Source organism: Rhizobium sp. 11_C7_N12_5 (assembly GCF_051811145.1).
GTDB classification, from domain to species: Bacteria; Pseudomonadota; Alphaproteobacteria; order Rhizobiales; family Rhizobiaceae; genus Rhizobium; species Rhizobium lusitanum.
In genome coordinates this window covers 558726-571535 of record NZ_JBPWPY010000003.1, presented here as the reverse complement: position 1 = coordinate 571535, position 12810 = coordinate 558726, and the positions used below count along the sequence as shown (strand labels likewise).

11 protein-coding genes and 1 pseudogene are annotated in these 12810 nt (G+C 55.7%); 1 reads left to right on the top strand and 11 read right to left on the bottom strand.

The window, feature by feature from the left end; genetic code table 11:
* Positions 1-21: 21 nt before the first annotated feature.
* The 6 genes from AB8B29_RS32090 to AB8B29_RS32065 form a co-directional block, all read right to left on the bottom strand.
* Positions 22-1719 (bottom strand): hydantoinase B/oxoprolinase family protein, encoded by a 1698-nt coding sequence (locus tag AB8B29_RS32090; protein ID WP_047558380.1) that lies wholly within the window; start codon positions 1717-1719, stop codon positions 22-24.
* Positions 1720-1923: a hypothetical protein gene (locus tag AB8B29_RS32085; protein WP_047558377.1), complete on the bottom strand. Its 204-nt coding sequence runs from the start codon at positions 1921-1923 to the stop codon at positions 1720-1722. It abuts the gene before it with no gap.
* Positions 1920-3956 carry a hydantoinase/oxoprolinase family protein gene (locus AB8B29_RS32080; RefSeq protein ID WP_047558374.1) on the bottom strand — a complete coding sequence of 679 codons (2037 nt, stop codon included), beginning with the start codon at positions 3954-3956 and terminating at the stop codon, positions 1920-1922. Before AB8B29_RS32080 ends, AB8B29_RS32085 begins: the two co-directional genes overlap by 4 nt.
* A 63-nt stretch (positions 3957-4019) precedes the next feature.
* Positions 4020-4790 carry an ATP-binding cassette domain-containing protein gene (locus tag AB8B29_RS32075; protein WP_439006996.1) on the bottom strand — a complete coding sequence of 257 codons (771 nt, stop codon included), beginning with the start codon at positions 4788-4790 and terminating at the stop codon, positions 4020-4022.
* Position 4791: 1 nt separating this feature from the next.
* Positions 4792-5982 carry a sugar ABC transporter permease gene (locus AB8B29_RS32070; protein ID WP_092575678.1) on the bottom strand — a complete coding sequence of 397 codons (1191 nt, stop codon included), beginning with the start codon at positions 5980-5982 and terminating at the stop codon, positions 4792-4794.
* 368 nt (positions 5983-6350) lie between these two features.
* The gene (locus AB8B29_RS32065) at positions 6351-7442 is read right to left on the bottom strand and encodes a sugar ABC transporter substrate-binding protein (protein WP_092575680.1); all 1092 of its coding nucleotides are present in this window, start codon (positions 7440-7442) and stop codon (positions 6351-6353) included.
* A 316-nt stretch (positions 7443-7758) separates the two neighbouring features.
* Here AB8B29_RS32065 and AB8B29_RS32060 point away from each other — a divergent pair, with 316 nt between their 5' ends.
* On the top strand, positions 7759-8769 hold the full coding sequence (locus tag AB8B29_RS32060) for a LacI family DNA-binding transcriptional regulator (protein ID WP_052212402.1): 1011 nt from the start codon (positions 7759-7761) through the stop codon (positions 8767-8769).
* Between the two features lie 85 nt (positions 8770-8854).
* Here AB8B29_RS32060 and AB8B29_RS32055 read toward each other — a convergent pair.
* From AB8B29_RS32055 to AB8B29_RS32035, 5 genes and pseudogenes are all read right to left on the bottom strand, one after another.
* Positions 8855-9061, bottom strand: a pseudogene (locus AB8B29_RS32055) (hypothetical protein); the annotation flags it as partial.
* A gap of 162 nt (positions 9062-9223) precedes the next feature.
* On the bottom strand, positions 9224-9658 hold the full coding sequence (locus tag AB8B29_RS32050) for a hypothetical protein (protein WP_439006995.1): 435 nt from the start codon (positions 9656-9658) through the stop codon (positions 9224-9226).
* A 4-nt stretch (positions 9659-9662) separates the two neighbouring features.
* Entirely contained in the window at positions 9663-10925 is a 1263-nt protein-coding gene (locus AB8B29_RS32045; RefSeq protein ID WP_162732586.1) for a DegT/DnrJ/EryC1/StrS family aminotransferase, read from the bottom strand.
* A 50-nt stretch (positions 10926-10975) separates the two neighbouring features.
* On the bottom strand, positions 10976-11791 hold the full coding sequence (locus tag AB8B29_RS32040; RefSeq protein WP_047558356.1) for a shikimate dehydrogenase family protein: 816 nt from the start codon (positions 11789-11791) through the stop codon (positions 10976-10978).
* A gap of 12 nt (positions 11792-11803) precedes the next feature.
* Positions 11804-12727, bottom strand: coding sequence for a dihydrodipicolinate synthase family protein (locus AB8B29_RS32035; protein ID WP_047558353.1), 924 nt, complete (start codon positions 12725-12727; stop codon positions 11804-11806).
* Between the last annotated feature and the right edge of the window lie 83 nt (positions 12728-12810).

The following is a 12810-nucleotide window of genomic DNA, read 5'->3' as shown; positions in this document are numbered from 1 at the left end:
AGAGCCTGCCGGTTCAGTTTTCTAACGATAGGCTGCAGCGCCTTTTTCTGTGACCCAACCAGCGGCAATATCTTTTGCCAGTGCTTGGCGGTCGCGCTTGCGCGCATCACCGTAGCCCCCCCCACCTGGGGCGACGACGATAACTTGGTCCCCTTCATAAACTACCGCATTCGAAAATTTCGATGCTGAGACCTTACCGCTGTCTTCTTGAAAATCCTTCCAGGCCTCCGAGCCCTTGCGGCGAATATGCAGACTACCGCAACCTCCGGACTGGCCCTTGAAGAGACCCCACGGCGCAAGCTCCTGTCGATCGGACATGAAGGACAGTTTGAGTTCATCAGCAAGGCACGTCATCTTCTTGCGTAAGGCAAGTCCGCCGCGAAACTCGCCGGGACCACCCGTGTCCGGAACAAACTCATGCGCATCAATGCGCCAGGGAAAACGGGTTTCAAATACCTCAACGGGATTAAGGCGCGAGTTGCCGTTAATGGCGTTGCAAGCACTATTCCCGTCCGCATGGCTACGCCCTCCCCAGCCGGGTGTCGATAAATCATAGCAGACGACGTACTCATCCGTCCGGGAGTTTTGCCCCCCAAACAGGAAGTTTGAATGCGTGCCGCCATCCGTTGCAAACGCCCGTTCCGGAACAGCTACTGCCAAAGCACCGATAACAGTGTAGCAGATCCGGATATGCGTCTCGGTGTTACCTCCGACTTCAGGTGCCGGGTAGTTGGCATTGACCACGAGGCCAGGAGGAGCGACGACCCGTATAGGTCTGAAGCAGCCCGAATTTTTCGGGATGCTTGGATCCGTTAGGTGTAAGATCGCGTTATAGGACGCCGATAGCGCAACAGACAGCACGCCGTTGATTGGCCCTTTCGCCTGCTTGTCAGATCGACGAAAGTCCACCACGATTTCATCATCCTGGACGAAGACATCGACCGCGATTTTGTAACGACGCTTCTCGATCCCGTCGTCTTCCATATAGTCTTCGAAGCTGTAGACGCCATTGGGAAACTCACGTAGTTCAGCGCGCATCCGGGCCTCCGAATAGTCTAGAAGACTGTCGGTCAGTTCGGTAAATCGTTCGAGGCCAAACTCTTCGATCAGGCCCCTCAGACGCTGTTCACCAAGTTCGACGGCGCTGATCATCGCCCGGAAATCGCCGAAATTCTGGCGCGGAGTCCGGTAGTTCGCGAGCATCAGGCGCCACACATCCTCTACGTCCTTGCCCTTGCGCCGAATTTTGATCGGCGGTACCCGTAAACCCTCGTGGAAAATCTCTGTAGCTTCGCCGGCAAACGCACCGGGAACCATGCCTCCCACTTCCGCAACGTGACCGATCGCGACGGAGTAACCGACAAAGACCTTGTCGACAAAAACCGGCTGGATGAAGGTGTGCTCGGGGGTATGCATGCCGCCGCGGTAGGGGTCGTTATGCACGATCACGTCGCCTTCCTCGAGGGTCTCGACCGGAATTTCCTGCGTTATCGTTTGAATAACGAGAGGTAATCCACCGATCATGGAGGGCTGAAAGTCGCCGGTTCCAATCAGGTTACCCTTGGCATCAGCAAGACCGCAGGTGAAGTCGAGGCCTTCGTTGAAAATCGTCGAATACGATGTCATCATCAACGTAATGCCCATTTCCTTCGCGATCTGGACGAGACGCCCGTCCAGAATACTCATTTGAACCATATGCTTGGCAGCGATTTTTTCCATTTACTTCCCCCCTGTTTCTGCCAGGCGCCTTTGGGACGCGACTTCCGATTCCCGCTTCATGTCCCAATCGACGCACCAGTCGGAGCAATACTGCTTGTTCGCGCCGTCGGTGGTAATACGGATAGGGGAGCGATAGAGCAGAACACCGCAGTTATCGCATTTGGTGTATTCTTCGAGATAATAACCGTTGTCGGAGAATTTCATCGCGCTTGCCTTTCTGAAACATGGAGATTGCCGTAGTCGTCTACGTGCATTTCTTGATCTGGATGGAGCACAACAACGGAGACGGCTTCTTCAATGACAGCCGGTCCCTGAATAGCGTCGCCGGCGAAAAGTTCTTCCCGTCGGTAGACTGGCGTATCGTGACGTCCCTCGTCATAACCAACCGAACGCATCGATACCGGCTTTGGGGCACTGGTGCTTTGAGCGAGCTTCGGCACCTGCGGTTTCCCGAGCGTCTCATATGCGGTTACATTGAAGTTGACGATCTCTATGAACTCACCGGGAATATTAAAACCAAAGCGGTCTTCGTGGGCTTTGTCAAAACTTGTCCAAAGCTCCTTTGCTGTCGCCTCGTCGAACGATGTAAAGCGCAGCGGAAGAGAGAGCTCATAGTTCTGGCCGTGATACCGCATTTCCACACGACGTTCGATGTCGATGCTGCCTGTAAAGCCTTGAGCGTGCATTTGCGCGAGGCAATCGTCCTCAAGCTCCTTGAGCAGTTGGGTTGCACGGGCGAAATCCATGCGGTTCGATGTCATTTGGACCGTACGTTGCCGATCCACGCGCGCGTCCGTTGCAGTGAACCCGAATGCAGAGAACTGGCCGGGATGGACCGGAATAATCGCCCTGGACATCGACAGATCTTTCAACAAGTCACAGGCATGGACCGGACCTGCCCCACCGAAGAACATCAGTGAGAACTTATCGGGAGATTCACCCTTCTCGATCAAGACGCTTCGAACGGCGCCAACCATATTGTTGTTAACGATCTTGATCACCGCCAAAGCCGCCTCATCGACGGTCATGCGTAGTTTCTCCGCAAGCCGGGCAATACCTGCGCGTGCACCTTCCATGTCAAGATTGACCGTGCCGCCGAGGAAATTGTCCGGGTTGATACGGCCAAGCACAAGGTTGGCATCGGTGACAGTCGGCTCAGTGCCACCACGGCCGTAGCATATGGGACCAGGACGCGAGCGCGCACTCTCTGGCCCTACACGCAGGAGACCACCTTTGTCGATCCAAGCGATCGAGCCGCCACCTGCACCGATCGTGCGGACATCAAGCATCGGCACCTGGATTGGAATGCCCCATTCGACTTCGAAATCTGTCGTGATGGAAGCAGATCCGTTCACAATCAGTGAGCAATCGGTAGATGTGCCGCCCATATCAATAGTAACGAAGTTCTTCTCACCAATGAGGCTGCCGATGAACTGGGCGGCAACGACACCTCCTGTCGGCCCGGACAAAGTCATCTGCACTGGCGCGTCACAAGCTCCTTTTACAGTCGTCTGCCCCCCATTTGATTTGGTGACAACAACGCGCGCGGCGCCAACGGCATCCGAAATACGGCTTTCAAGCTCACCTAGCTGCTCAGTCACGATTGGCTTCACGTACGCATCTGCAATCGTTGTCGACGCACGCTCGTACTCCTTCCATTTGGGGAGCACGTCATAAGAAATCGAGATGGGGAGATGAGGGAAACGCGACGCAAGAAAATCGCGCGCGGCGATTTCATGCTCCGGATTTATGTATGAAAAAAGAAAGCAAAGGGAGATCGCTTTAATTTCCGGTTTTGCTGCAATCGCATCGGCGACTTTAGCGACGCTGGCCATGTCGAGAGGGGTAATGACATTACCGTCACAATCAATGCGCTCAAGCACTTCGAATGCATTCGACCGCTCGATCAGTGGCTGCGGTTTGACCCAGCGCGAATTGAAGTGGAAGCGGCGATTGCCGCGTTGGATGAAGGGCACATCGCGAAACCCTTGGGTGGTTACGAAGGCAACTTTCGCTCCATTTCGCTCAAGAATTGCGTTGGTCGCGATAGTGGTTCCAAGCCGGATCCCGGAGATCTCTTCACCTGCTGGAAACTGCTTTAGGCCGTTGAGAATCCCGTCAGACGGGTCACCAGGCGTAGAAAAGTCTTTCCACACCGTTACTTCACGACTTTGCTCGTTGTAGGCTACGAAGTCAGTGAAGGTACCACCGACGTCAATTCCAAGGATATATGTCATTGCTCTTCCCACTTTCTAGTTCTTGGCGATGCTCTCTCGAGCCTGCGCGCTGGTGCGTTTGGATCAGTCCTCATTCGGAGTGTTGATCCCAGCCATGAGATGAAGAAGTTCGCCCTCGCTGGTGTCGCTTGCCTTGACTGTGGCCACGATCCTCCCGCGCCGAAGCACAAGAATCCGGTCGGCCGTGGTCAACACGTCGCTCAGACGGTGACTGATCAGGAGAACAGCAACACCTTGCTTGGGTAAGCGCCGGATAAGGTCAAGGACCGGCTGGCCCGCCGAAACTGAAAGTGCGGCGGTCGGCTCGTCCATGATCACAAGCTTGGGGTCGTAAGCGACGGACCGAGCTATCGCGACCATCTGTCGTTGCCCGCCTGAGAGCGCAGTGACAGGCTCCCTCAGGTTCGGCAACTTGACGTCGAGCATCGTCAGTAGGCTTTCCGCCTTTCGATGCATTTCGTCGTGCGCCAGGCGCCGAAAGCCCAAGGGCGATCGCTGGACGATTTCCCTTCCAAGGAAAATATTGGCACAGATATCAAGATTGTCGCAAAGGGCGAGATCCTGGTAAACCATCTCGACACCGTGATCGCGCGCCCAAGTCGTTGAAGAGCTCTGTACCTGGGAACCCCCAATCCGGATTTCGCCGGACGATGGTGCGACGTCACCCGCAATCATCTTCGTCAATGTTGACTTGCCCGCGCCGTTGTCACCGACAAGTCCGATGATTTCGCCTGGCATGATGTCGAAACTGACCCCACGGGTGGCTTCGACTGCGTCGTAGTTTTTGCGCAGGTCTCTTACCAAAACTGCGGGATTATTTGCTGTCTGGATCATCTCACTTCGCCTTTTGTTGTGCGGCATGGTCGGCGGTGACCGCGACGATGAGCAATGCGCCGGTGATGATCATCTGGTAGAAGGTATCAACGCCCGCCAGGCTAAGCCCATTTGTGATGCTTGCCATCAGAAGGGCCCCCAGAACTGCGCCAACGACGCGACCTTCACCGCCGAACAAGCTCGTGCCTCCGATGATCGCCGCACTGATGGCGCTCATGTTCACGAAGAGTCCGACGCCGGGAGGGCCGGCATCCAGCCTGGACGTTTGGACGATAGCCGCTAGCGCAGACAGTGCGCCCATCAGGCCAAACAGCGCCAAAATCATGGTATTCACTTTGATACCGGCGCGCTTTGCCGACACGGGGTTTCCGCCAATGGCATACACATATCGGCCAAAGCGAGTGTTCTTCGCGGCATATTCCATAGAGAAGACGATGATCAGCAGTAGTGCCAATGGATAGGGAATTCCTTGGGTCCAAGCAAATACCCAGATGGACATGCCGGCCGCTAAAAGCGTCAAGCCGAGAACCGCGATGCTAACTGGGCGCAAAGTGCGCTTCTGCGGCCCGAGGAAACCTGTGTATGTCCGCAGCCACGTGAACACATAAAGCGCGCTAAGTGTCAAGATGGCGGTCAGACTGATCCAGCTGGGAAATTCCCCATTGCCGATTTGATAAAAGGTGTCGCCGGCGCCTGACAGGGTTTCCGCCCCTGAGACAACGTAGGCCAATCCCCTTAGCCAGGAGAATCCGGCCAACGTGATAATGAACGACGGAATGCCGAGTTTTACGCGCAAGGAACCCTGAAGTAAGCCAATGGCGATACCCACAACGATAACCAGCAAGATGGTTGTGATCGCATCTAATCCATGTTTCTGCATCAACTGCATGGACAAGACACCACATAGAGCGAGCAATGATCCGACGGACAGATCAATCTCGCGCGCAACGAGAAGCCATGTCAGTCCTGCGGCCATCAAAGCGGTGATCGTAGCCTGGACGGCTAGATTAGAAAGGTTACGCGGGCTTATGAAGACACCGGTCCACGCGTGGAAGCCAATCCAAATTGCCACGGTGGCAGCGACAAGGACGATAAGCCGCCACTCGGCGCGCTCGGCCTCTCTGGATTGCTTTTGTGCTTCGGGTAGAGCTGACGAAGGCTCTGCCACGCCTGCAGTAGAATTTGTTCCCATTTTATTCTATCTCCGGTCAAAACGGGCAAACAGCCGCCGTCGCCGCGAGCGCAAGCTATGCGGCAGCACGATTGATTGCGATTTCCAGTCGGAAGGTCGAAACGGCTTCTGCCGCGTTCCCTTTATTTTTTGTAACGTTAAAGTAAATGACAATGCAGCAGCTTGTCAATACACAGCGGGGCAATTCGCATTAGGTATATTGTTTATGAATCAGTTACTTAGGTAAATCGCCCGGTTTTTTTCTAACCGCCCGATTTATAGCGGATCAAAAAGCTTTAACGTTACAAGTGCGTGTCTTTGACCGATCCTCTACCACAAAAAAGCCACCCGTTTTTCAACGGGTGGCTTTTTTGGGGAGGCAGTTTTCGTTAAAGAAGGGCCTCTGCGCCTTTGGGCCATTTTTCCTTTGGAACGCCTTCCAAGACGGCCTTGGCGTCGACGTAGACCGGGCTGTACTTTTTCAAGTATTCGACCATATTTTCGCGGGTGATGTCGCGGTCTTCGACCGGCATATAAGGGATAGTGACCCCATTGCCGGCGTCGTAGGTTTGCGTAATACCCAGATCTTGCCCCTTGGCTAGTTTGACGGCAAGTTCGCCGGCGATCGTTCCCATCTGGTCGAAAAGAGTAAAGCTTGATAGCGCCATGTTACCCAACAGAATGTGTCGGCAACCCTCGACCGTGGCATCTTGGCCAGTCACAAAGACCTTCCCCGCTAATCCCGCCTTCTGCAGCGCACCAATAACACCTCCAGCCATGCCGTCATTGTTGCAAAGGAACCCTGCGACATCGTTATTCGTCGACGTCAGACAATCTTCCGCCTGACGGCGCGCAGCATCTGGATCCCACCCATCGTGGAAAAGGTGGCTGACAATCTTCAATTGACCCTTGTCGATCAGGGGCTGCAGGATATCGTAGTATCCCTTGGTGATTTCCTCTGCCACCGTGTTGCCAGCCTGGCCGGACACAATAATCCAATTGCCCTTGAGCACACCGGCCGCCAACGCGGCGTTAGCAGCTTTTTGACCCACTCCACGGTTATTTCTCGCGACATAGACATCGACATCCTTTGATGGAATCGCGGTGTTGTAAGCGATCACAGGTACGCCCGCGCGCTTTGCCTTGCGCGCCATGTTGACGCCCGCTTCAGCCACGACAGCAACAATCGCAAGGGCGTCTACGCCCACGGTTAAAAGGTTCTCAACATCGGATAGCTGCTGTTCGACTTTAAAATCCGCCTGGTTGGTGATCGGTTTGAAGCCACCGGCCGACACCGCTTTTTCAAAGCTCGGGCGATCGAGATTCTTCCACCGCGGAACCGTATATGTCTCCATGGCAAAACCGATGTTCCCGCTCCCCTTGGCGAAAACTACGCCGGCGCCACCAAATGCAGTTACAGCAGCAATGCCCGCAGTAACGCCCATAAACCCACGCCTAGTGGTCTTCAGTTCATTTTTCATGCTCGTTCCCCTTTCTTAAGTTATCTTTAACGTTAAAATTAAGATCGACCGACGCAATCTGTCAAGGGGCACGGGCTGCATCTGTCAAAGAAATTTATTATTCTTCCGTTTCAATTAGATAACATCATTCCTCAGATCAAACTCAGCTGCCAAGACGGTTGCATGGACCGAAGCAAGCCATTTAACGTTACAATCTGTTCGCGCGTTAATTCGAGCACGGTTCCTAGGTGCTAGGTGCTAGGTGCTAGGTGCTGCATTGCAGCGCGGCCAGATTTTTGTGTAAAGATAAATGTAGAAATTCATTCAGGATGCAGCAGTGCCCCGTCGCAAAAAGCAAGAAGTAACGCTGAAGGATGTCGCGGCCGCGGCCGGTGTTTCCGTGATGAGCGTCTCAAACGTCGTAAACGAGCGCTGGGATCTTGTGAGCGATCGGACGCGTGCAGTGATAGAAAAGGAGATCAAACGCCTCCAATATCAGCCCCAAATGGCAGGCCGCTCCCTGAGAACCGGAAAAACCAACACACTTGGCCTGGTGGTTCTTCAAGGAGAAGACGGCGTGCGTCCTAACCGGCGAGCGCAAGCAATCATCGCCGGATTTTTAGAATCGACCGCAGGGCACGGATATACCGTAAGCCATATCTTCAGGCGGCACACCACAATTGAGACGGCTATCGCATCCCTATCCCAGCGGGTCGATGGCATCGCTATGCTGATCGACCAGAGTATCGAAGTGCGCAAGAAGGATGTGGCGATACTTTCATCCTTTGGCATTCCCATCGTTGAATTGGAAGGGTTAAGACTCGTCGAGTTGGAGGATGCGTGCTCGGTTTATGAAAGAGCAGATATGCAGATAAATGCACTGGCAACATCGCTCTCAAAATCATTGCCAGGCAATGTATACTTTCTGAATGGCAAAGAGCACAACGAGCACGCCGTGCGCCGTTATAGGTTGCTGAAAGCTAACCCGAGTTTACGCCACTTCCATTTTCATAATACGCAGCTCAGATCCTATCTTGATGTTGATTTGGATAAAACGGCAGCGATTTTCGTCTCGAACGAAACAGATTACTGCGACCTGGTCATCGCGTTCGCGTCAAGCGCACAAAGCCGACTGATATCAAAGATAATATGTCTCGATACCGATGTAAATTCGGCTGGAATTGATCGCCAATCAACTATTCCCGGCTTTCAAACTGTGGCATTTCGCGTTGGAAACGTTGGAGGGAACGCCCTTATCGCCCGGCTACCATCGACGACATTCACCTATCGCCAAATCGGTGTCGATTGCGGGGTCATCTTGCCTGTGCCTAACAAACCAGAAAAATAAACTATACCAAATTATTCCGCACCTAACCAAAACCGGCTCCACGGAGAGAGGTGGCTCGTTTGTCTGAACTGTTTCGGGCTTTTTGCTAAGTGGATTTCCGCCTCGATTCTGCAGCCACCATCATTGGTGCCAGCGCGTTAACGTAGGCCTGATCCGGCGTCTGGCTGCCCAGGAATGAATGCGGGCGTCGGCTGTTGCGAAACGTCACGTATCGGCGGAGGCCAGAGCGTGCCTCGATCATGGTTTTGTTGGCGTGGAGGTAGATCTCCTCCAATTTGATCGATCGCCTGAGCGCAGGCCACGATGCGTTCTTAAATGCATCCATCGTTCGCGGGCATCCATTTGCCCCATAAAAAACTGTGTGTGGACATCTCTCGGACGAACGTGATTTTTCTTTGGTCAGAGAATGCGGTTAAATTCCGTCGTGTGCCCGGCCAGTTTAAGTGCAATCGCTCTAGATGCTGGGGTCGTGAGGGGTTTCGGTCAAGAACGCCTGACCGTCTAGGCCCCATCTCTCCTCGCAAGCGCCAATATCGCCGGATGTCTCAACGGATTGAATGACCATTTCTGGACCCCTTGCATGCATGGTGAGCATGCAAGTGCTAAACCGAGTCTTCAGCTTCATTCCCATTGTCTCGCTGACATGGACGCCATCCTGATCCTTGAACACTTCCTTCTTGTTGCTCGGACCGGCGTACAATTCCCTCTTTTGAATAAACCAGCGCAACGTTTGCCTGTCGCCGATTTTTATCACAGTGTCAGGTGCGCCGAAGGTAGCTATGGCGTGCGCGCTCGTCATGCCAACAAAACGCGCACCAACGTCCTTTCCTGTCGACGTTGTCGAACACCCCGCCAATCCAGCCATCATCAATGCGAAGGTTAGGTTCAAGGGATTAGCCACGGCCGTACGTCCGTGCGGAATAGTGGGTGATTACCTTTTCAATCGCCGACGCGATTTGCAAGAGATGGCGCTCCTCCAAGCGATCGGTCCACCACATGCAGATCGTTTCCTTGCAGGCAAGCTCGGCCTCGGGGCAGAGACTGCTGTCGTAATCGATCTTGCGCACTCCTTTGAGCGTGAATGGCCAGCCGGAGTCGCCGAAGGTCTTGTGCTCGCGGATGACGGGGTAGCGGTAGAGCGGGATCTGGCCGGGATAGCCGATGAAACCGTCGATACCTTCGGCCGCGAGCGCCTTCATCACCTCGGTGACGGGGGCGGAGAGCTTTGTCGGATCGAGACGGAACGAGTAGAAGAAATAGACGCCGACGGTGCCTTCGAGCGGCAGAACCGGCCGCACATCGATGCCGGCCAGAAGCTCGGTAAGCCGGTCGGCGGAGGAAACGCGCGCCCCGACGAACTGTTCGAGCTTCTTCAGCTGTTCCAGGCCGACCGCCGCCTGCAATTCGGTCATGTGATAGTTCGGTGCCAGGAAAAGGTGATTGCGCCCGCCGCGCTCGCGCGGCCAGCCCTTGTCGGAGCAATGGCGAAGGCCGCGGCCAAACTTGCCGTCCTCATTGGTGATGACCATGCCGCCATCGCCCGTCGTCATGTGCTTGGACTGCTGGAAAGAAAAGCAGGCGACATCGCCGAACGTGCCGCAGAGCTTGCCCTTGTAATAGGCGAGATGGGCCTGGGCGCAGTCCTCGATGACGACGAGCTTATGCTTTTTGGCAATCGCCATGATCGCCTCCATATCGGCCGGATGGCCGTAGACATGGGTGACCATGATCGCGCGGGTGCGCGGCGTGATGTTGGCCTCGATCGACGCCGGATCGATATTCTGCGTGACCGGATCCACATCGGCAAAAACGGGGATCGCCAGCTGCGCGATGACAGGGATAGCCGTTCCCACGTCCGTTACCGGCGAAAGGATGATCTCGTCGCCGGGCTCCGGATTGAGATAGATGACGGCAGTGTGCAGCGCCGCCGTGCCGTTGGCGACGGCGACGGCGTGCTTGACGCCATACTTGGCTGCGAAGGCCTGCTCGAACTCCGCTGTCTTCGGCCCCGTCAGGAACGAGAGGCGTCCCGACTTGATGACCTCTGTCAGCGCTTCGATCTCCTCCTGGCCAAAGGTGCGGCCCGAGGTGTCGCGGAAGCTCGGCAGCGTGCCGTCGATCGCGCGCGGTCCGCCATTGATTGCCAGATCCTGCATGTCATCTCTCCGAAAATAAGAATTGAGGCCGCGCGAAGCGGCCGAGGTGGTCAGAGACCAAGAAAATTGGCCATCAGCTGAAGCTGGTGGTCGAGCATGTGGCGGCCCAAATGTATACGGCATCCGGTCTCGCGGGCAGCCTGCAGCAACGGCGTGATCTCCGGCTCCATAATGACTTCGGCAACCGTCATGCCCTGTTCGAGCAGCGATGCGTCGAGTGGTAGCGGATCCGTAGCATTCATGCCGAGCGTAGTGCCATTGATGACGAGGTCGTGGCCGCGCGGATCGGCGGTGCCGATCGCCACATCGAGTGCCGGATAGGCACCCTTAAGTTTTGCGGCAAGAGTCTCGATCTTTTCCACCGTGCGGTTGGCGAGCGTCAATCTCGTGATGCCTGCTTCTGCGAGGGCGAAAGCGATCGCGTTGGCGGCTCCCCCTGCCCCGACCAGATAGACGCTGCGGCCGCTCACCGCGATATCCTGATCGCCGAGGCCCTCGACGAAACCTATGCCGTCAAGCTGGTCGCCGATCAGGCGGCCATCAGGCTTGCGGCGCAGCACATTGGCAGCGCCGACGGCAAGCGCCTGCGGGCTCACCTCGTCGCAGAGCCGGATGATCGCCTGCTTGTGCGGAACGGTAACGATGGCGCCGTCGAAGCTTTTCAGAACACGCAGGCTGGCAACGAAGCTTTCGAGATCGGCGGGCGCCACATTCAGCGGCACCATCACGGCATCCCTGCCGCGCATCATGGCAATCCGGTTGATGCCGGGAGGGGCTTTCACATGTTCAGTCGGATGCGCGAGAATCCCGAGGACCCTGGTGCGCCCGGTAATTTCAACGATCTTGGGGTCTTCAATGATTGACATAGTGTTGCGTCCTCACTTGCCCCAGGAGAGTGCCAGCGGATTGACATTCTGCGCAAGCTCCAGGAGCCCCGCCCGGCTTGCCGGGTGCAGCGGCTCAAGCGGATGGCGGACATGATCGGACTTGATGACGCCGCCTTCCATCATGACCGTCTTGGCGGCCCTGAGCCCGCATTGGCGGTTCTCGTAATTGATCAGCGGCAGGATATGCTCATAGGCCTTTGCCGCCTGCTGGCGATCGCCTGCCTTGTGATGCTCGATGACGGGGCGGATCAGATCCGGCAGCATGGCGCTCGACATGACACCGGTGGCGCCGGCATCGAGGTCGGCCATCAGCGTGATCGCCTCTTCGCCATCGAACGGGCCTTCGATCGTCTCGCCGCCAAGCTCGATGAGCTTGCGCAACTTGGCTGCGGTGCCGGCCACCTCGATCTTGAAGTAGCGAACGAGTGGTAGATCGCGCGCGATACGCGCCATGAAATCGGTCGACAGCCCAACACCGCTGAGCGGTGCATCCTGGATCATGATCGGAATGCCCGCAGCATCCGCGACTTGGGCGAAATGCTCGCGGATCGATGGCTCATCGAGCTTGATGCCTGCCCCATGGTAGGGTGGCATCAGCATGATCAATTTTGCACCGCGCTCAGACGCGTGCCGTGCGCGCGATGCAGCGATCCGGGTGCTGAAGTGACTGCAAGTGACCATAACGGGCACGCGGCCTGCGACATGGGCAAGGCTGAGCTCGGTCAGCTGAAGGCGCTCCTCGTCCGACAACAGGAACTGCTCGGAATAATTGGCTAGAATGCAAATACCATCGACGCCCTGGTCGATCATGCAATCGAGTACGCGGCGCTGACCGCCGAGATCTATATCTCCCGCGTCGGTGAAAGGCGTCGGTGCCACCGGGAAAAGCCCGGAATAGTGTCTATCACTCGCCATTTTTGGAAATGCCCCGCAAATTTTTCTCGTAGCTCAAGTCTTTACTTGACTTCCGGAGGTCTATCACGAATGATTTTTGCACG

Bases quoted from the DNA above. Each gene is read 5' to 3' on its own strand.
- AB8B29_RS32045 (WP_162732586.1), bottom strand. From the start codon at position 10,925: ATGCAGGATCTGGCAATCAATGGCGGACCGCGCGCGATCGACGGCACG.
- AB8B29_RS32065 (WP_092575680.1), bottom strand. From the start codon at position 7,442: ATGAAAAATGAACTGAAGACCACTAGGCGTGGGTTTATGGGCGTTACT.
- AB8B29_RS32090 (WP_047558380.1), bottom strand. From the start codon at position 1,719: ATGGAAAAAATCGCTGCCAAGCATATGGTTCAAATGAGTATTCTGGAC.
- AB8B29_RS32040 (WP_047558356.1), bottom strand. From the start codon at position 11,791: ATGTCAATCATTGAAGACCCCAAGATCGTTGAAATTACCGGGCGCACC.
- AB8B29_RS32085 (WP_047558377.1), bottom strand. From the start codon at position 1,923: ATGAAATTCTCCGACAACGGTTATTATCTCGAAGAATACACCAAATGC.
- AB8B29_RS32075 (WP_439006996.1), bottom strand. From the start codon at position 4,790: ATGATCCAGACAGCAAATAATCCCGCAGTTTTGGTAAGAGACCTGCGC.
- AB8B29_RS32080 (WP_047558374.1), bottom strand. From the start codon at position 3,956: ATGACATATATCCTTGGAATTGACGTCGGTGGTACCTTCACTGACTTC.
- AB8B29_RS32070 (WP_092575678.1), bottom strand. From the start codon at position 5,982: ATGGGAACAAATTCTACTGCAGGCGTGGCAGAGCCTTCGTCAGCTCTA.
- AB8B29_RS32035 (WP_047558353.1), bottom strand. From the start codon at position 12,727: ATGGCGAGTGATAGACACTATTCCGGGCTTTTCCCGGTGGCACCGACG.